This is a genomic window from Pseudoalteromonas sp. US3C1013, assembly GCF_048401115.1.
Taxonomy (GTDB): Bacteria; Pseudomonadota; Gammaproteobacteria; order Enterobacterales; family Alteromonadaceae; genus Pseudoalteromonas; species Pseudoalteromonas undina.
In genome coordinates this window covers 937,313-957,653 of the sequence record NZ_CP183075.1, presented here as the reverse complement: position 1 = coordinate 957,653, position 20,341 = coordinate 937,313, and the positions used below count along the sequence as shown (strand labels likewise).

Here is a 20,341-nt window from a genome sequence, read left to right as displayed (position 1 = left end):
TATTTAGGTTGTCTTTGGCAACTCAGAATATGTAATAGCGTTGAGCATTGGCCTTTTAAGCCTTAGAAAATTCTGCTTTAGAAAGCTCGCCGTTTTTATCCGTATCAAGCTCTGTAAACTTACTCATAAGTGAAGCGTCTACTGATGCTTCCGCTTGGCTTATTGCGCCATTACCATCCACATCCAGTGTGTCAAAATCTGTTGCAGCAAACGCCACAGATGAAGAAGCAAGTGCCATTAATACCAGTGTTGATTTAAATGTTGTCATAACGTAATTCCTTCATTGGGTTGTAAGGTTAAGCGTTAAGCTTAATCACTTTTTGCTAAATACAGCTTAGGTATTACAACTTCGATGCCATGTTTAATTTTTTATTTATAAACAATAAGTTAAAAATAAAAATGTGATTTTTACTTAAAAATGCCCAACATTTTGTTGCTCTTTTGCAACAGCTACTTTTAACTAAAAAAATACCCATTAAAATTCAACAACTTAAATCATCTAAAAAAGACACACCTATCTTCAATTCAAAATAAAACAATAAAACTGAGTCGCTATAGAGATAAATCGCCACTGAACAAATTAACAACGCGAAATTAAACAGGTTAAATTAAATAGATAACAAATTGAAAATAAACAACTTAAATTGATTTGTAGAAAAATATAAATTAATTTTTTTAACGGGGAGAGAAAAAGCAAGGATTTGTCGCCGTATGGCGAATAAATACTTAAAGTAAGGAATGAATCTCGTGCGGGATACTAATTTGATATCACTCATACCCACTTATTTGGGCATGAGTATATGGGGTCACTTCCAGCCTTGGCGCCATCTTTGTTCGTCTTTTAAGTCGCGCCACTGAATAGGATATTGATTTTTTGACATCACCGCTTCAGTGATACATTCAATCACATTAGCGTCTTCATCAAATTCTACCTCAACAATAATAAAGTGCTTTTCTTTATTAATAGCTGGGATGGCAGTCCATTTACTATTTAGCAGTTTTTTAGGGTTTAATTTATTCATACTACACCTTTTATGTTTTCTGCTTGAGAATACGTATCAGGGATACGTTTAGTTTTATTAAAAAACCAAAAACTTCCCTTTAAACATTTGTATTTAGCAATGAAAAGTATATTCTCCAGCATCAAACGAAAGTAATTCAATAGCCGCATTTTCACCTATACTTGGCGTTTCACGAGTTCAAACGGGGGAAATCACTGTTTCAGCGCAAGGAGAACCGTCTTGTCGATTCAGGGTCAGAGGCCTGTTCGCTGCTACCTTAATATACGCTGGATAATTAATACACCCCGTTACCCACAGTAATGGCTATTTGATTGCTATGACTGTTTACTTCGGCTCATACAACCAAAACCAATAAATAATAGCGACAATAAGTAAAACGCCTAATAAATTAATTAATAACATAATTAAATCCCCTATAAATAAAGTTACGAGTTACTCGCTTTAAAATAACGTAATCGGTTTGCATTAGTGACTACAGTAAGCGATGATAAAGCCATTGCCGCGCCAGCTACGACTGGGTTTAGTAGTAAACCAAAAAACGGATACAACAGCCCTGCAGCAATCGGAATACCCGCAATGTTATAAATAAACGCCCCAAACAAATTTTGTTTAATATTAGTTATGGTTGCGCCACTAATTGCAATGGCATCTGCAAGACCATGAAGTGAGCCTCGCATCAGCGTTATATCCGCACTTTCAATAGCTACATCTGTACCAGTGCCAATGGCAAATCCAACATCGGCTTGTGCCAACGCTGGCGCATCATTTATACCATCGCCAGTCATGCCCACAATTTCACCTTGAGATTGGCGCTTAGTCACTTCACCGGCTTTATCATCTGGCATTAATTGCGCTATAAAGTCTGTAATACCGACTTTGCTGGCAACGGCTTTAGCGGTCGCTTGGTTATCGCCTGTCAGCATAACCACATGAATACCATTATTTTGTAAGCGTTTAATAGCTTCAGCTGAATCTTCTTTTATTGGGTCAGCAACCGCAATAATGGCATGTAATTGATTGCCAATAGCAAAGTACATCGGCGTTTTAGCAGCGCTAGCAAGCTGCTCCGCTTGAGGTATTGCCTCTGCAATATCTATATTGTGGCTTTTCATTAGTGCCTGATTGCCAAACAATAGGCTTTGCTCATTAATAGTACCGATGACACCTTGCCCAGTGATAGCATTAAAATTACTGACTTTTTCAAGGGAAATATTTTGGTTTTTAGCATAATTAACCATGGCTTCGGCTAATGGATGCTCAGAACTACTTTCAAGACTAGCTGCTAACTTTAGCACCTCGGTACTGTCGCTTTGGTTGAACGTAACCACATCGGTCACGGTTGGCTTACCTGCGGTTATAGTGCCTGTTTTATCTAAGATCATGGTGGTGATTTTAGCTGTTGTTTGTAGCGCTTCACCGTTACGAATAAGTATACCCGACTGAGCAGCTTTACCTATGCCGACCATAATTGACATCGGTGTAGCTAAGCCAAGTGCACACGGGCAAGCAATAATTAAAACTGTGGTTATTGCAACAACCGCATAAGCAATACTCGGCTGTGGGCCAAAGTTAAGCCATGCTAAGCCTGCTAGCACCGCAATAATCATCACTGTGGGTACAAATATGCCTGAAATAACATCAGCTAAGCGTCCAATTGAGGGTTTAGAGTTTTGTGCACGTTTAACCATATTAATAATATTCGCTAAGGTGGTTTCGCTGCCTATATGGGTTGCTTTAAACAACAAAGTACCACTTTTATTAATACTGCCAGCAACAACCTTGTCACCCTCACCCTTATTAACCGGCATCGGTTCACCAGTGAGCATTGATTCATCTAGTGTACTGCTACCTTCAATAACATCTCCATCGACTGAAATTTTCTCTCCAGGGCGGACACGAATCAAGTCACCTTTAATAACTTGGCTTATAGCTACATCTTGCTCTTGGTTATCTCGGATCACCCGTGCCGTTTTAGGTTGTAAACCAATTAAGCGTTTAATAGCCTCAGAGGTACGCCCTCGCGCCTTTACTTCAAAGGCTAAGCCAAGACTTATTAAGCCTATGATCATTGCTGAGGCTTCAAAATAAACATGTCTAGCCACCTCTGGTAATAGACTTGGCATGATCACCACCACCATTGAATATAGCCAGGCTGTTCCCGTACCAAGCGCAATCAAGGTATCCATATTAGCCGTATGATTTTTAAATGACTGCCATGCGCCAGTATAAAATTGCTTACCCGACACAATCATTACGACCAACGTCATCATTCCAACAATAAACCAGCCAATACGCTGGGCATTGCTAGTGACACTCATATCAAAGATTAATCCATAAAGCATTAATGGCGCACCCAAACCCAATGCCAATAGCATATTGCGCATAAGTTTTTTGTAGTGCGCGTTATCAGCTTCGGCTTTTTCATCTAGGGCGTCTTGTTGAGAATCACTGTTCATAGGTTTAGCTTGATAGCCAATATCAGCGACAGCGTGCATTAGCTGCTCAGCCTTAGCCGAACCTTCTACTTGCACAGTTCGATCGGCAAAGTTCATTTCAACGCGCTGCGCACCCTCTACATTTTTCAGTGCTTTCTCTATTTTAGCCACGCAACTGCCACAATTTGCGCCTTCAATCATAAAGTTTTGCGTGGTGGGTTGATTACTCATAACGCTTCCTTAGTATTTTTAACTTCAGAGATTGGATCAACAAAGGTCTCTATTAAGCTACATATATCTGCACTTACAGCCCCATCAGGCGATTTATCCCACTGTTTAACCGCTGCTTGCATTCGCGTGCGTAATTTAAGTGTTTCTTGAAAGTGCTGCTCTGTTTCCTCTAGTCGCTTTGCTATTAATTGTCGTGTGAGCGGACAAGGGCACTGCCCTTGCTCCGACTGCGCAATAATTTGTTGAATATCTTTTATTGAGAAACCGAGTTGACGCGCACTAATAATAAACTTTAAACGTTGCTGTTCGGCTGCGGTATACACTTGATAACCATTGCGCTCACCACGAATAGGATTAAGCAGCTTTATTCGCGTATAATGACGAACTGTGTCTTGGGTCACGCCCATAGTATTGGCTAATTGCTTTACGTACATCATTAAACCTCTGGCTGGCTATGTAATGACAACATAATAAACCTATGTGTAACACATAGGTCAACAATTAATTAAGCATATGGCTGGGAGTGTGGAAGAAAGTTAAGATAAGAGCAGCCACCATAAGTGACTGCTAAATTTGAGAGTTACTGTAGTGCTTAGTTTGCTTTGCTTCGAGATTGCTTAAGTGCTTCACCAAGCTCACCCGCAATTGCTTGAATTTCAGGCATAGCGTCTTGTACTAAGGCTTGTGACATTTGCATTGATTCTTGCATTACTTGTGGCATTTTCTTCAAAATAGCCTGCCCTGACTCTGTCTTATAAAAAGCTAACATGTCGCTAATTTCTTGTTCAGTAAATTGTTTATCGTAGAGGTTAATCATCATCGGCTGCATTTTTTGCCAGCTCATTTTTGTTTTTAATACCTCGGTCATATCAGCATAATATTTGTCGAAAATTGCTTTCTCATCTGGCTTTACGCCCATTTGCACTGACATATTTTGCATCATGCCCTCAACTTGCGCATACATAGAGTCAACCATGGCATCCATGTTCATCACCTCTACCAGCTCATCAATTTTTTGCTGTTTGGCAGTTTGCGCTGCAAGGTTAGTTGAAAAAATTAAAAGTGAAAGCAGTATTACCTTACCCATATTAATATCCTTTTTGTATTTGAATTAGCGTCATAATCACATGTTCAACAAGTGTTGTAAATGGGGACAACTAAAAAACGAAAAAGCCGAATAACAGGTGTTTATTCGGCTTTTAATCGTTTATTCCCAGAGCTAATCTTTTTCGATATTATCGAGCCCTTTCGTTCCCTCTTTAGCTTTAAGCTTATGATGAATAGCGGTTTTAATCAGCATATAGCCACTAATAGGTGCAGTGATTAATAGAAATATAGTGATTAATATTTCTTTTACACTTAAGCCACTGACTGAATTAGCAAAAAATACCATAGCAGCGGTAAGTATACTCGCCATACCTAAAGTGGTGGCTTTTGTTGGCCCATGTAAACGCATAAAAAAGTCAGGTAATTTAATTAAACCAATTGAGCCAATTAAAATAAATAACCCGCCTAATAGCAGCAATATTGATACGATCCATTCACTTATCATTTTAATACCTTACTCAATTATGTCGCCGCGAAGTAAATACTTACATACAGCTACCGTACTTATAAACCCAAGCATGGCAATAAGTAAGGCTGCTTCAAAGTACAGCCCCGTGCCCATGCTAATGCTATATAAAATAATCAGTGCAATCACGTTAATGTACATAGTATCGAGCGCTAAAATACGATCCGGTACTGATGGGCCAATAATAAGTCGCCATAGATTAAGTAATAACGACAATCCAACCATTGAAAAAACAATCAGTAATACTGTATCTAACATTGAAATATCTCCTTTAGGGGAGCTTCGTAACGTGCTTTTATTTGTTTAATAAGCGCTTGCTCATCATCTAAATCTAACACGTGAATTAATAAATAACGCTGTACCGGTTCATCGTCTTCATTAAGCGATTTAATCAGCGGGTAAACCTCGGCACTTACCGTACCCGGCGTTAAAGACACGCAGCTTGCTAAAATAGTAATTGGCATTTCATGCATTAAATCTATAGGCACTTTAACAAAGCCTGGACGCAGATTTTTTGAAGGGCCCAGAATTAATAATGCCACTTGCAAGTTAGCCACTATAATATCGTAAAGTACGATTAGTAATTGCTTAAGTGCTAGCCCCGGCTTTAATATCAGCGGTTGCGGGTCTCTAAACGACATACTAAATAACGGTATTAGCAACGCGAGTAGCGCCCCTAATATAATATGCCCTACCGACACACTGTTATTTAACAAGAGCCATACTATAAATAAAAATAGACTACGAAACGGCGTAGGTAACCAACCAAAACGAGCTTGTAAGCGCATTACATACCTCCCTTAAGTACCGCATTAATACCACCACTAATGTCGTGAAGCTGTGTTGCCGCCTCGAGGGCGTACTGTGTTGCCACGTCACCAAAAATAACCAGTAGTATTGAACTTGCCAATAAACCAACTAACACGGTCACTTGTAGCGGGTGGGCATTGGCAGCATCGCTAGCATCACCTGTTTTGTCTTTACGTTCCCAAAACAAACTAGTACCTGCACGTGATATAGCCACAATTAGCGCTAAGCTCATAATTAAGTAAACAGGCCAAAATACCAGTGCTTGCTCGCTATTTAAGGTCGTTTTTAAAATCCAAATTTTGCCAACAAAGCCCGAAAAAGGTGGCATACCAATAACGGTTAAACCGGCAATAATAAAACACGCACCTAATAAAAATGGTTGCTTTACTGCACGCCCGCCGACTAATCGATCACCAGCTTTACCTCGTTGTGTTGCAATTAAATCAGCAAGTAAAAATAGCGCCGCAGTCACTAACGTTGAATGCACTAAATAGTAAAGCAATGCAGCGGTGGCATTTATGTTTTGGAGTGCGACTAATGCCACCAACGTCCCTACAGAAACCAGTACTAAATTAGCGGTAAGCTTACGTAAATCTTGTGCGGCTAACACCCCTATTGCGCCAATCACTATGGTGGCAATAGCCAGCGCCCATAACCAAGACTGCGCCATATGCTCAAGTTCGCCAGCTTGTTCACCAAAAATAACCGTGTATACACGTAAGGTCGCATAAACACCAACTTTAGTCATAATCGCGAATAATGCAGCAACCACAGGTGTGGCACTTGAGTAGGCGTTTGGTAACCATAAATGCAATGGTAATAACGCACTTTTAAGTGCAAATACAACGAGTAATAATAACCCGCCCGCTTTTGCTAAATAAACGTCGTCACCACTTAGCTGCGGTACTTTATTGGCCATATCAGCAATATTTAAGGTGCCTAATACTCCGTATAAAATACCTAAACCAATTAAAAATACGCTTGAACCTACTAAATTTAAAATAACGTAATGCAGAGCAGCGCGCGTTTTGGGTTTACCGCCACCGTGCATTAACAGCGCATAAGAGGCAATTAATAACACTTCAAAAAATACGAAGACGTTAAATAAATCCCCTGTTAAAAATGCACCATTTACCCCTAGTATTAAAAAATGGATTAAAGGGTGAAAAAAGCTACCTTGTTCATCATCACCAGCACAGCCATATAAAGCCACGCCAACCCCCAAAAAGGCGGTTAAAGTGACTAACAAGGTCGAGAGCATATCTGCAACCAGTACAATACCAAATGGTGCAGACCAGTTACCTATTGCATAAACAATAATTCCATTATCTTTAACCTGAATTAGCAGTAATACCGTAACTGCAAAGGTTAAAATAGCCATTAAGCTAGACATAAATCGGCGTGCAAATAAGCTTTTGCCACACGGTGGGAGCAACAAAATAATTGCCGCTAGCATTGGCAGTAAAATAGGCAAAGATGCTAAATGCTGAATCATTTTCTCTCCTTGCGTTTATTTTTAGTTAGGGTGCCATCAACATGGTCGTTGCCTAAATCTGCTCGGCCTCGAATAGATAAAATAACCACAAACGCAGTCATCGCAAAGCCAATTACAATGGCTGTTAACACTAAGGCTTGTGGTAGCGGGTCAGCGTAATCAGCGCCAGTCCCTAGTACCACGGCCTTATTAATTGTTAAGCGCCCTGATGAGAATAAAAACAAATTAACCGCGTAAGAAATCATTGTCAGCCCCAGTACCACTGGGAATGTACGCGCTCTTAGTAATAAAAACACGCCACAGGTGACTAACACGCCAACGCAAGATGCGTATAACAGTTCCATTAAATATTTACCTCTTCTTTCTCTGCGTTCGCGGTCATATTACCTAAGCTCGCAAGGATCATCAGCGTAGCGCCAACAACAGTTAAGTACACGCCCAAGTCAAATACAATGGCGCTGGCAAGCTCTGTTTTACCAACAAACGGAATATCAAAGTAATCAAACCAGGTAGTTAAAAATGGCTTATCAAAGAACCAACTTCCCACACCTGTAAACATGGCAATAGCAATACCTGATGCAATAATTTTTCGATAGTTAACATCAAAGCGTTCATTTATCCACGCAGTACCATGCGCCATATATTGTAAAATAAAGGCAATAGAAGTTACGAGGCCTGCTATAAAGCCTCCTCCAGGTAAGTTATGACCGCGTAGGAAAATATAAGCAGACACTAATAGCGCTAATGGCAGTAAGCTTTGAGAAATACAAGCCAATAAAATAGGATGGCGATCTTTAGACCATGGACGCCCTTCACTATCGCTCGCTGGCATATAAAGTGGAATTCTTGATAACAGTTTAAATATGCCCAGTGCGGCAATACCTAACACGGTAATTTCACCTAAAGTATCAAAGCCCCTAAAATCAACCAAAATAACGTTAACTACATTAGTACCACCACCGCCTGTTTTGGCGTTAGCAATAAAGAACTCAGAAATTGAATCAAGCGGACGAGTCAGTAAGGCGTAACAAATACTCGCAATAATGATCCCCACGGTAGAGGAGATAACCACATCACGTAAAATACGCAATGAGCTTGACTCTCTTGGCGTGCTTTGAGGTAAGAAAAACAGTGCCAACATTAATAGTATAATAGTCGCTACTTCTACAGTAAGTTGCGTTAAGGCCAAGTCAGGCGCTGAAAAACGGGTAAACGCCACCGACACCATTAGTCCCACAATCGACAGCATTAATAACGACACCATTCGAATTCGATGCCAAATAACGGTAGCAATTGCACCTATTATGAGTAGTCCTGCACCAATTGCGTTTTGAATATCAACCGGGGTATTAGGCACGCTACCAGCTAGCTGCTTCATTTCAAATAATGGCCAACCAGAGGCAAGTAATACAACGCCTAACATTATAAATACATAACGTTGTAATGAGCCATTTTCTGTTGATTGGATTTTGTTTTGACACCAATTGACCACTACCGCTAAAAAACGCTCGAAGATTTTTTTAGCGTTAAAAGGAGGTAACGACGCTTGGAACTGGAACAAGTACTTTCGATTAACGTAAATAAATAAACCACCAATTACCGCCATACCACTCATAAGTAGAGGTAAATTGAAACCATGCCAAATAGTCAACTTGTACTCGGGCATAGCTTGACCAAGTACAGCCAGCGACGCGGCTGATAAAATACCGTCAACGACAAAGTGTGGAAAAATACCCACTAAAATACACAGTACCACTAAGATCTCTATAGGCACACGCATATAACGCGGCGCTTCATGAGGGGTACGTGGTAAATCAATTGGCTCACCATTAAAGAACACGTCATGAATAAAGCGTGATGAGTACGCCACCGACAACGCACCCGCTACAGTTGCCAGCACCGGAATTAGCCACGACATAGAGCCAAGCACTTGCTGATGTAGTGTCTCAGCAAAGAACATTTCTTTTGATAAGAAACCATTTAACAACGGTACACCTGCCATAGCGGCAGCAGCCACCATCGCCAAGGTTGCCGTATAAGGTAAGTAGCGCCACATGCCATTGAGTTTGCGCATATCACGAGTCCCGGTTTCATGATCAATAATACCGGTTGCCATAAATAACGACGCTTTAAACGTCGCGTGGTTAATAATATGAAAAATAGCGGCAACGGTTGCAAGCTGTGTATCCAGACCAAGTAATAATGTAATTAAACCCAAATGACTAATCGTTGAATAGGCTAACAAGCCTTTTAAATCATGTTTGAATAACGCGATATAAGCGCCAAATAATAACGTGGTTAAACCGGTCAAACCGACTAATAAAAACCAAGTATCGGTACCCGCTAATGCGGGATAAAAACGCGCAAGTAAAAAGATACCTGCTTTTACCATGGTGGCAGAGTGTAAATACGCACTTACCGGCGTAGGTGCAGCCATAGCGTGCGGTAACCAAAAATGAAACGGAAATTGTGCAGATTTAGTAAAAGCACCCAGTAAAACTAATACCAGTGCTAATTCATATAAGTCGTGAGATTGAATAATCGCTTTGCTAGCTAAAATGGTGTCTAAGTCGTAACTTCCAACAATATCGCCTAACAACATTAAACCACCCAGCAAGGCTAAACCACCTGCGCCGGTTACTGCTAATGCCATGCGCGCCCCCTTGCGCGCCTCTGATTTGTGCCACCAGTAACTGATCAGCAAGAACGAGCTAATACTGGTTAGCTCCCAAAATACCCATAACTGAATCACATTGTTTGACATAACAATGCCCAGCATGGCGGTCATAAATAACATTAAGTAGCTAAATAGCTTTGGCAGCGAATCATTTTGACTTAGGTAATAACGGGCATACAAAATAACCAGCAGCCCTATTCCTAAAATCATAAATAAAAACAGTAAACTTAATCCATCCAAGCGTAAGGAAATATCCAGCCCTAAAGCAGGTATCCACTGTGCGCTAAAACGAATGGTTTCTCCCGCGAGAATCGCAGGCGCATGATAAAGTGTAATTGCAAGCGCGGCTAATGGCGCAATAGCCGTTAGGCTCGTTGCCTGATTTCGAGAAAGTTTGCCGGTGCATGCAGAAATAACACTGCCTAATAAGGATAACAGGGGTATCCAGAGCAAAGTCATAATGAAGGGCCTTTTTGAATCATAAAGTTTATCAATTCGCTACTTGTTATTATTAAATACCAAAGTGACTTGGGTATACGTTTTATGTCTGTTTTTTAACAACATTAATACGTACAGTTATACTGATAAACGCAGTTTTTGTCTATAGAAAGCGCCGCTAGCGGGATAATAATCAAACAAAAATGCCTATAAATTCATGAACTGAAGTAAAACAAGCTTAGCTTTTAAACAGTTTACGGCAGAGTCTATAACCACTAAAATCGTACAAATAAATCAGCATTGAGTGCTATATGGGTCTGCCACAAAACACGGTATTGCGCTGATAGCCCTAACTGTTGATATTGCATAATTGACCACTGTGCACTGGGTTTATAAGCAGTGCCACCTTGTTGGCAACTTTGGCTTTTGTGCCACCCTTTGGGAGCATCTGATTTTTTTGCAATAAATAAGTTAGGAGCAACAAACCCATCAAGCTGACATAACCACGCTTGCTTTTTTGCTGGTAAAGCGTACTCATCTTCAAAGCCATTAAAGTGCATTAATTCATGCAAAAAAACCGCGTAGCTAGCCTGTGAATTAATATGCATTAAACCATTTTTTACACTGGCAGTACCTTGCTTAGGCATCATAACAGCAAAATCGAACCCAGAGGGAAGCCGCTTTTTAAGCGATGATTGTTGCCAATTGCACTTAGCACGGGAGGATTCAGTACTATTGCAGCTAATTGCACTACCCACATAAACTGGTTTTGAAAAACAAAAGGTATTGAGACTCGGCTCTGGGTTTTGAAAGTACGCGTTACGAAATTGATTGAGCCTGTATAAACCATCTCGGTGATCGCTCAACATTAATACATTAAATGTACACTGCTTTTGTATCTCAACTTGCTCGTTTGCAAGTAAAAACCCTAACTTATCCATGAATGATGCACTCAATGTTTCTATGGGTGCTTGTTGCTGTAATTGCAGATGATAAAAGATATCGCCTTTAGGAAGCTTATTTTGATTTTTTAGTAGCGCTAAATCCTGCCAACGCTGTTGCGAAAATAACGAGTCGGCGAGTTTTTTTTGCTGTGCTCGTGTAATTTTATCCAAACTTGCTTGCCAAAATAGTTTAGCCGTTTCAGTTTGATTATTGCTTAATAATGACAACCCATAGCCATATTGAGCATCCGCTATTTTATTGCGAGCTAAGGTTGCTAAGGCTGTGGTGGGTAATTGTAATATGTGGTTTGCAAAGTAACGAGGGAATTGCCAATAACTGTCAATCACATTGGCCTTGGCATGTAATACTTGCCAAAAGCCAATGCTATTTTGTTTATTACTCGAGCCACTAATAACGCTAGCGCACAGTAATAAAGCACTTAGTTTTAAATAATTAGCCAGCGCTTTCACTGGCCATCAACTCAAGCTCTAAACGCGCATACTTATATTCTATAAATTCATGTACGTTCGTTGCTAGCGCCAATTTAAAGTAATCTGTGGCAATTGAGAGCTCACCTGCGGCTTGGTGCTGTTTAGCTAAGTAAAAATAAGCTTCACATAAACGCTGAGCGTATTCTTGTTGTGAACTTACACCATCGGCTATGCCTGAAAAAAAGGCTTTTTCACTCAAATCACCCACATACAAAGCAATAAGCTGATACGCCCATTCATTTTCATCAAGGGCCGCCGCATTGGCTTTTAACGCAGCGATTGCCGCGGTTTTATCTTGTGCTGCTTGAGCTAAATAAAGCCACAATACACGATAAGGGTCGTTAGGAGAGCGCTCCAAGAATGTTTTAAAGTCATCCTTTGCAAGCGTGGCTCTATCACCATAGTACAAAGCAATACCACGATTTAAATACGCATATTCATGTTCTTGGTCTAACTCTATGGCTGAATCAAAATACTCGTATGCTTTTTCGTATTGCTGCATCAAGGTATGCTGAATACCCAAAAAGTTATAGACTTCAGCCAAATCAGGCTTAAGTTTAACCGCTCGGTTAAAATCAATTCGCGATAAAGTCGTCATGCCTAAGCTATCAAACAGTACTCCACGGTCATAATAGAGCTTTGCTTGTTGTTCTGTACTCAAGTCTGCTCTGTTTAATAGCTCTGAAAAACGTGCAATGGCAATTTCATTTCTAAAATCTGATGCAAGCGGTGCAGTAAATGGCACATTAATAATAGCAGCGGGTTTAGTAGTAGCCTGACAAGCGCTTAAAGACAAAATAGCAAAAGATGCCAAGGCTAAATGTTTAAGTCTCATTAAAATCCTTAATACCGAGGTAAGTAGCAAATAGATAAGACATAAGCTGTCTTGTAAGGTTCATTCCTGTTATGTGTTATTAATATCAACCGGCATAAATATTTGAACAATTTAACGAATTAAATACCCCTATAACGTTGTTAAAATTCTTTTATTTAGAACAACTAGATATCAAAAATTTTGCTTAGTTATAGAGCAATTTTCTTATCGTTAAAATAAGTCCCATATCCAAGCAGGTTGGTATAAGTATGATGAACACAATTAATTGCTAACATTAAAGCATAAAAAAAGGGGCTAAACAGCCCCTTTTTATACTATCCAGTAATTATCTGGATGAAAGTTTAGCAATTACGCGTCTTTAGACTCGTCAGCTGCAGGTGCTGCTGATTCCATTGCTTCTTTAATACTTAGACGTACACGGCCTTGACGGTCTACTTCTAGTACTTTAACTTTAACTTCTTGACCTTCGCTAAGGTGATCAGCAACGTTGTTAACACGCTCAGTGCTGATTTGTGAGATATGCACTAGGCCATCTTTACCAGGAAGAATGTTTACAAACGCACCGAAATCAACGATACGTACCACTTTACCTTCGTAGATAGTACCTACTTCAAGCTCAGCAGTTAATTGCTCAATACGGCTAATTGCATTTGCTGCACTTTCACCGTCTGTAGCAGCAATCTTGATTGTGCCATCATCACCGATTTCAATCGTAGTACCCGTTTCTTCAGTAAGCTGACGGATAGTTGCGCCACCTTTACCGATAACTTCTGCGATTTTCTTCTGTGGGATTTGCATCGTGTAAATACGCGGAGCAAACATAGATAACTCTTCAGAAGGTGCAGAAATCGCTTCGTCCATTACATTTAGAATGTGTAAACGTGCAGCTTTCGCTTGTTTAAGCGCGATTTGCATGATTTCTTGAGTAATACCTTCAATTTTGATATCCATTTGCAGTGCAGTGATACCGTTAGTTGTACCCGCTACTTTAAAGTCCATATCACCTAAGTGATCTTCATCACCTAAGATATCTGAAAGAACAACAAAGTTTTCTTCTTCTTTAACTAAGCCCATTGCGATACCCGCAACTGAGGCTTTAATTGGAACACCTGCGTTCATAAGCGCTAAAGACGTACCACAAACCGATGCCATTGAAGATGAACCATTTGATTCAGTAATTTCAGATACAACACGGATTGAATATGGGAAGTCAGTCAATGTTGGCATTACAGCTTGGATACCACGCTTAGCTAGGTTACCGTGGCCGATTTCACGACGCTTAGGAGAACCAACAAAACCAGTTTCACCTACACAGAACGGAGGGAAGTTATAGTTAAGCATAAAGTGGTTTTTGTGCGTGCCAGTTAAATCGTCGATTAACTGTGAATCACGTTCTGTACCAAGTGTTGCTGTTACTAATGCTTGCGTTTCACCACGTGTGAAGATTGCAGAGCCGTGAGTACGTGGAAGTACGCCCGTCATTACATCTAGAGCACGGATCATATCTGGTTCACGACCATCGATACGTTTTTCGCCAGCAGCGATACGGCCACGAACGATTTTCTTCTCAAGTGAACCGAATACTTTACCTACTTCTTGCTTATCAAGCGTTTCGCCTTCAGCAAGTTCGCTTGTTAGTGCTTCAACAACCGCATCTTTTGCAGCAGTTAATGCTTCTTTACGCGCTACTTTATCAGTAATACGGTAAGCTTCGCCTACTTTATCAGCAGCAAGAGTTGCTACTTTCTCTTCTAATGCAACGTTTTTCTCAGGTGCAGTCCAATCCCAAGTAGGCTTGCCTGCTTCTGCTTTAAATTCGTTAATTGCATTGATGATAGACTGTGATTGCTCATGGCCGTATACAACCGCGCCTAGCATTACGTCTTCAGCAAGTACGTCTGCTTCTGATTCAACCATAAGTACTGCGTTATCAGTACCAGCAACAACTAAGTCAAGTTGGCTCTCTTCAAGCTCTTTTAGTGTCGGGTTAAGTACGTATTCACCGTTAATGTAACCAACACGTGATGCACCAATTGGACCGCTGAACGGGATACCAGAGATAGCAAGTGCTGCTGATGTACCAATCATCGCAACCATATCAGGTTGGATTTCAGGGTTTACAGAAACAACAGTCGCGATAACTTGTACTTCGTTTACGAAACCATTTGGGAAAAGTGGACGAATTGGACGGTCAATAAGACGTGCAATAAGTGTTTCGCCATCGTTAGGACGACCTTCACGTTTAAGGAAACCACCTGGGATACGACCAGCAGCGTACATACGCTCTTGGTAGTTAACTGTTAGTGGGAAGAAGTCTTGACCTGGTTGAGCTTCACGCTTACCAACAACCGTTACTAGTACTGACGTGTCGCCAATGCTTGCTAGTACTGCGCCGTCAGCTTGACGAGCGATAGCACCTGTTTCTAGCGTCACTGTGTGTTGACCTAGTTGAAATTCTTTTATAATTGCTTGCACTTAAAATATTCCTTAAATGTATTTTTAGTATTAATTAAGTTTTCATCAAAGTACCAATTACAGTACATAATTGTATTCAGTTGGAAATCAATTAAGTACTACAATTGGCAATGATGTAAATAACCGTAAATAAACCTTTTTATCTACGCGCCATAGTATATAACAAAGTCAGGTAAAATTGCGAGCTTAGTCCAGAGATAAACGCGTTGCTAAATTATGTACTTTGCTGTTACTTACAATGTGGCTTTTAGCTGATATTTCAAGGGGATTAATCGATGTGGATAGTGGGTATGGGGAAATTTAGACACAAAAAAAGGAGCTAAAAAGCTCCCCTTTTGATAATCAAGTTCTTAGCGACGTAGGCCAAGCTCTTTGATTAACGCAGTGTAACGCGAGATATCTTTACCTTTAAGGTAATCAAGCAGTTTACGGCGAGTGCTTACTTTACGAAGCAGACCACGACGTGAGTGGAAGTCATGCTTGTGATCAGCAAAGTGACCTTGAAGCTTGTTGATATCAAAAGTAAGTAATGCTACTTGTACTTCAGGTGAACCAGTGTCGCCTTCAGCGCGTGCGAATTTAGCAATGATATCGATTTTTTCTTGATTGCTTAGTGACATAATAACTCCAAAAGTTAAATTTAATAGGTGCTTTAGCCGATCACTAATTCAGCCAAAACGATTAAGCGGGCGTATTCTACCAATTATCAGCATAACTACAAGTTAAACTTTACTCTGGTTGTTGATTAGACAAGCCGCGCTTTGATTTTAAATGGCCATCAGGATTACGTTCGCCCGTACCAATAAATATTCCGTCAGCCAGTACCTTTATTGCACCTTCAGGCAGGGCTTTACCCAACACCACAGCTTGACCATGGCTAAATGCCATTCCCTGCTCTTTAGTAATTTCCACAACGGGTAAATCAACTAACGCGGTATCCATTGGCAATAATAGTTCGTCAAGGTAAGTGGAAGGCGCAACGTCTTGTTCTTTCGCTTGATTTAATAACGCTTCTAACTGCTCAAGTGTGACCATTTTATCTGCAGGGTAATGCCCAACAGCACTACGATGCAGCATAATCACATGCGCGCCGCAGCCTAAGTTTTCACCTAAATCATCAACGATAGTACGAATATACGTACCTTTGGATACATGTGCAGTCATTTGTATCTCGTTAGCTTGCTCATCAAACTCATCAAGCGTTAAGCTAAATACGTTAATTTTTCGACATTTGCGAGGAACTTCTATGCCTTCACGCGCATATTTATATAAAGGTTTACCTTCATATTTAAGCGCTGAATACATTGATGGATATTGGTCTGACTCACCTAAAAACTTAGCAATCTCTTCGCTTAGTAATTGGGAAGTAACATTCACATCGCGAGTTTCGACCACTTCGCCATCAGAGTCTGATGTGGTAGTACGTTCACCTAGCTTAGCTCGAACAACATAGGTTTTATCTGTATCGAGTAAAAACTGGGTAAACTTAGTCGCTTCACCAAAACAAATTGGCAGCATGCCGGTCGCAAGCGGATCAAGCGCACCTGTGTGCCCCGCTTTTTGCGCAAAATAAATACCTTTAGCCTGCTGTAATGCCTTGTTTGATGAAATGCCTTCTGGTTTGTTTAACAACAAAATACCATCAACTGGACGGCCTTTACTGCGTCTTGCCATTAGTCTTTAGTGCCTTCTTCGCTATCTGTTTCATCATCAACATGCTTAGCATTATCTTCACGAATGATAGAGTCCACTAAGTTAGAGATGCGCATCCCTTCCATTAATGAGTTATCAACCACAAATTTAAGCTCTGGCATAATACGTGCGCGAATACGTTTACCTAGTAACGAACGGATATAGCCCGTTGCTTCGTTCAGTACTTTTGCACTTTGTTTTGCTGCATTTTCGTCTTCAGTGTTAAACACGGTGATAAAAACTTTGGCATAAGATAAATCGCGCGATACTTCTACCGCAGACACTGTCACCATGCCTAAGCGCGGATCTTTAATTTCGCGTTGTAGAATCACAGCAATTTCTTTTTGAATTTGCTGAGCAACACGATCAGTGCGAGAAAATTCTCTCATTTCACTTTCCTAAAATTATAACCTATTGAAAAACAATAATAAGTTAACTAAATAATGGATACACAAATGGGGGCTGAGCCCCCATTTAAAATCTTAGCATAGGGTATGTTGGGCTATCGAGGTACGACCTTGAATGTCCAACACCACCTAACAACAATTAAAGACTACGTTGTACTTCAACTGTTTCAAATACTTCGATTTGGTCACCAACGCGAACGTCATTGTAGTTCTTAACGCCGATACCACATTCCATGCCGTTACGAACGTCTTGTACGTCATCTTTAAAGCGACGTAATGACTCAAGTTCGCCTTCGTAAATAACCACGTTATCACGAAGTACACGAATTGGTGCGCTACGTTTGATAGTACCTTCAGTAACCATACAACCAGCAATTGCGCCAATTTTTGGAGACTTAAATACGTCACGCACTTCAGCAAGACCAATGATCTCTTGTTTAAACTCAGGAGCAAGCATACCAGACATGGCTTGCTTAACTTCTTCGATAAGTGCGTAAATTACGCTGTAGTAACGAAGGTCTAAGTTTTCAGAGTCAATCACTTTACGCGCTGATGCATCGGCACGAACGTTAAAGCCAACGACAATTGCGTTAGACGCTGCAGCAAGGGTTGCATCTGTTTCAGTGATACCACCAACACCAGAACCAACAATCTTCACTTTTACTTCATCAGTAGAAAGTTTAGTTAGTGAGTCTGAAATTGCTTCAATTGAACCTTGAACGTCTGCTTTAAGTACCACGTTAACTTCAGACACGTCGCCTTCAGTCATGTTAGTAAACATGTTTTCAAGCTTCGCTTTTTGCTGACGCGCTAATTTAACATCGCGGAATTTACCTTGACGGTATAAAGCAACTTCACGAGCTTTACGCTCGTCTTTAACTACTGTCGCTTCATCACCTGCAGCTGGAATACCAGAAAGACCTAAAATCTCAACAGGGATAGAAGGACCCGCAGATTTAATGTCTTTACCGTTTTCATCGCGCATTGCACGAACACGGCCATACTCAAGACCACATAATACAATGTCACCTTGGTTAAGCGTACCTGATTGAACAAGGATAGACGCTACTGGACCACGGCCTTTATCAAGACGTGATTCAATAACAACACCTGCAGCCATACCTTCGCTAGGTGCATTTAGTTCTAACAGCTCAGATTGCATTAATACTGCTTCTAAAAGGTCATCAATACCAAGACCTGTTTTAGCTGAGATGTGAACGTATTGCGTATCACCGCCCCAATCTTCTGGGATAACGTCTAGCTGAGCTAGCTCGTTTTTAACACGGTCTGGATCTGCGCCTTCTTTATCCATTTTGTTAACAGCAATGATTAAAGGAACGCCAGCTGCGCGAGCATGCTGTACCGCTTCTTTAGTTTGTGGCATTACACCATCATCGGCTGCAACTACTAGGATTACGATATCAGTCGCTTTTGCACCACGAGCACGCATAGATGTAAATGCGGCGTGACCCGGAGTATCTAGGAAAGTGATCATGTTGCCGTTAGTTTCAACGTGGTATGCACCAATGTGCTGCGTAATACCACCGGCTTCGCCTGAAGCAACTTTAGCTGAACGAATGTAATCAAGCGTTGACGTTTTACCGTGGTCAACGTGACCCATAACAGTTACTACTGGAGCACGAGGCTCAGACTTACCATCTTCGTGGCGGTCGTTAAGTACTGTTTGCTCTAATTCGTTTTCTTTAACGATGATAACTTTATGGCCCATTTCTTCTGCAACAAGTTGCGCAGTTTCTTGGTCAATAACTTGGTTAATCGTAACCATGTCACCCATTTTCATCATTGTTTTTACAACTTCAGCGCCTTTAACAGCCATGCGTGACGCAAGCTCAGCAACTGTAATTGTTTCACTAATACGCACTTCGTTTTTAACATCAGCCGTTGGTTTTTGGAAACCGTGCTGTAATGACGCTGGCGCTTTTAGCTTACCTTTTTTACCTTTAGACGCTGCAAATTTATCTTTTGCTGGCGCTTTTTTCTTTTTCTTCGCACGGCGTGAGCCTTGCTCTTCGCGAGCATCTGCTACATCTTCTGCTTCACGTGCGTAAGTTGAAGTCGTAAGGTGGTGATCCGCGGTTTCTTCGCGTTTCTTACGTTCTTCTTCTTCTTTCTTCCAGCGTGCTGAATTCTCTTCAGCTAGCTTTCTTGCCTCTTCTGCTTGACGTTTCGCTTCTTCTTCAGCTTTCTTCAATGCGGCCTCTTCTGCTTCTTTTTGCAGACGCTCAGCTTCGATGCGATCTTTCTCAGACTTAGCACTTTGCTCAGGGGTCATCTGCTGTTGTTTCGCTTTACGCTCAGCATCTGCTTTGCGTTTAGCTTCTTCTTTGGCTTTACGATCAGCGTCTTCTTTCGCTTTACGTTCTGCCTCTTGTTTCGCTTTCAATTCTGCGGCTTCTTGTTCAGCTTTTTGCTGCTCTTCAAGACGCGCTTTTTCTTCAGCGGCTAGACGTTGCTGTTCTTGCTCTTGCTCAACAGCACTTTTTTTCACGTAAGTGCGGGTTTTGCGAACTTCAACTTGCACAGCCTTTGCTTTACCCGTAGAGCCAGTCACACTTAATGTGCTTTTGCTCTTACGTTGCAATGTCATGCGCGCTGGACCTTCAGATCCAGTACCGCCATGTTGCTTGCTTAGGTGATCAAGTAACGTCGCTTTTTCAGCTTCTGTTACATTATCGCCTGCTTGTTTAGTAATACCGGCTTGTGAAAACTGCTGTAGCAATTTATCAACAGTTGTACCTATATCACCGGCTAGTTTTTCAACATTTACTTCTGCCATAGTCTCTAATACCTCCGT

The 20,341-nt window shown here is 40.9% G+C and carries 18 protein-coding genes; all 18 read right to left on the bottom strand.

What is annotated here, in order from left to right; all coding sequences use genetic code 11:
- Positions 1-55: 55 nt before the first annotated feature.
- The 18 genes from ACNSN2_RS04440 to infB all read right to left on the bottom strand — a co-directional run bounded on the left by ACNSN2_RS04440 (position 56) and on the right by infB (position 20,323).
- Positions 56-268: an EF-hand domain-containing protein gene (locus ACNSN2_RS04440; protein WP_010391413.1), complete on the bottom strand. Its 213-nt coding sequence runs from the start codon at positions 266-268 to the stop codon at positions 56-58.
- A 538-nt stretch (positions 269-806) separates the two neighbouring features.
- On the bottom strand, positions 807-1,022 hold the full coding sequence (locus tag ACNSN2_RS04435; protein WP_010391412.1) for a TIGR02450 family Trp-rich protein: 216 nt from the start codon (positions 1,020-1,022) through the stop codon (positions 807-809).
- Positions 1,023-1,447: 425 nt separating this feature from the next.
- Positions 1,448-3,688, bottom strand: coding sequence for a heavy metal translocating P-type ATPase (locus ACNSN2_RS04430; protein ID WP_418608643.1), 2,241 nt, complete (start codon positions 3,686-3,688; stop codon positions 1,448-1,450).
- Positions 3,685-4,122 carry a MerR family transcriptional regulator gene (locus ACNSN2_RS04425; RefSeq protein WP_418609040.1) on the bottom strand — a complete coding sequence of 146 codons (438 nt, stop codon included), beginning with the start codon at positions 4,120-4,122 and terminating at the stop codon, positions 3,685-3,687. The genes ACNSN2_RS04430 and ACNSN2_RS04425 overlap by 4 nt, the downstream gene beginning before the upstream one ends.
- A gap of 158 nt (positions 4,123-4,280) precedes the next feature.
- Positions 4,281-4,775, bottom strand: coding sequence for a DUF2059 domain-containing protein (locus ACNSN2_RS04420; RefSeq protein WP_055011750.1), 495 nt, complete (start codon positions 4,773-4,775; stop codon positions 4,281-4,283).
- Positions 4,776-4,907: 132 nt separating this feature from the next.
- Positions 4,908-5,240, bottom strand: a complete 333-nt coding sequence (locus ACNSN2_RS04415; RefSeq protein ID WP_008114566.1) for a Na+/H+ antiporter subunit G — start codon at positions 5,238-5,240, stop codon at positions 4,908-4,910.
- Positions 5,241-5,249: 9 nt separating this feature from the next.
- On the bottom strand, positions 5,250-5,519 hold the full coding sequence (locus tag ACNSN2_RS04410) for a K+/H+ antiporter subunit F (protein ID WP_008114565.1): 270 nt from the start codon (positions 5,517-5,519) through the stop codon (positions 5,250-5,252).
- The gene (locus ACNSN2_RS04405; RefSeq protein ID WP_054202162.1) at positions 5,513-6,049 is read right to left on the bottom strand and encodes a Na+/H+ antiporter subunit E; all 537 of its coding nucleotides are present in this window, start codon (positions 6,047-6,049) and stop codon (positions 5,513-5,515) included. Before ACNSN2_RS04405 ends, ACNSN2_RS04410 begins: the two co-directional genes overlap by 7 nt.
- Entirely contained in the window at positions 6,049-7,566 is a 1,518-nt protein-coding gene (locus tag ACNSN2_RS04400) for a monovalent cation/H+ antiporter subunit D (RefSeq protein ID WP_010391405.1), read from the bottom strand. The genes ACNSN2_RS04405 and ACNSN2_RS04400 overlap by 1 nt, the downstream gene beginning before the upstream one ends.
- Positions 7,563-7,910: a Na+/H+ antiporter subunit C gene (locus tag ACNSN2_RS04395; RefSeq protein ID WP_054202160.1), complete on the bottom strand. Its 348-nt coding sequence runs from the start codon at positions 7,908-7,910 to the stop codon at positions 7,563-7,565. Before ACNSN2_RS04395 ends, ACNSN2_RS04400 begins: the two co-directional genes overlap by 4 nt.
- Entirely contained in the window at positions 7,910-10,702 is a 2,793-nt protein-coding gene (locus ACNSN2_RS04390; RefSeq protein ID WP_418608642.1) for a monovalent cation/H+ antiporter subunit A, read from the bottom strand. Before ACNSN2_RS04390 ends, ACNSN2_RS04395 begins: the two co-directional genes overlap by 1 nt.
- A 254-nt stretch (positions 10,703-10,956) precedes the next feature.
- Entirely contained in the window at positions 10,957-12,096 is a 1,140-nt protein-coding gene (locus ACNSN2_RS04385) for a hypothetical protein (protein ID WP_418608641.1), read from the bottom strand.
- Positions 12,080-12,952 carry a lipoprotein NlpI gene (nlpI, locus tag ACNSN2_RS04380; protein ID WP_075170569.1) on the bottom strand — a complete coding sequence of 291 codons (873 nt, stop codon included), beginning with the start codon at positions 12,950-12,952 and terminating at the stop codon, positions 12,080-12,082. The genes ACNSN2_RS04385 and nlpI overlap by 17 nt, the downstream gene beginning before the upstream one ends.
- A gap of 348 nt (positions 12,953-13,300) precedes the next feature.
- Positions 13,301-15,427: a polyribonucleotide nucleotidyltransferase gene (pnp, locus tag ACNSN2_RS04375; RefSeq protein ID WP_054202157.1), complete on the bottom strand. Its 2,127-nt coding sequence runs from the start codon at positions 15,425-15,427 to the stop codon at positions 13,301-13,303.
- A gap of 350 nt (positions 15,428-15,777) precedes the next feature.
- Positions 15,778-16,047 carry a 30S ribosomal protein S15 gene (gene rpsO, locus ACNSN2_RS04370; RefSeq protein ID WP_006793376.1) on the bottom strand — a complete coding sequence of 90 codons (270 nt, stop codon included), beginning with the start codon at positions 16,045-16,047 and terminating at the stop codon, positions 15,778-15,780.
- 109 nt (positions 16,048-16,156) lie between these two features.
- Positions 16,157-17,101 (bottom strand): tRNA pseudouridine(55) synthase TruB, encoded by a 945-nt coding sequence (gene truB, locus ACNSN2_RS04365; protein ID WP_054202156.1) that lies wholly within the window; start codon positions 17,099-17,101, stop codon positions 16,157-16,159.
- The gene (gene rbfA / locus ACNSN2_RS04360) at positions 17,101-17,508 is read right to left on the bottom strand and encodes a 30S ribosome-binding factor RbfA (RefSeq protein WP_008467148.1); all 408 of its coding nucleotides are present in this window, start codon (positions 17,506-17,508) and stop codon (positions 17,101-17,103) included. The genes truB and rbfA overlap by 1 nt, the downstream gene beginning before the upstream one ends.
- 157 nt (positions 17,509-17,665) lie before the next feature.
- Positions 17,666-20,323: a translation initiation factor IF-2 gene (gene infB, locus ACNSN2_RS04355; RefSeq protein ID WP_054202155.1), complete on the bottom strand. Its 2,658-nt coding sequence runs from the start codon at positions 20,321-20,323 to the stop codon at positions 17,666-17,668.
- Positions 20,324-20,341: the final 18 nt, after the last annotated feature.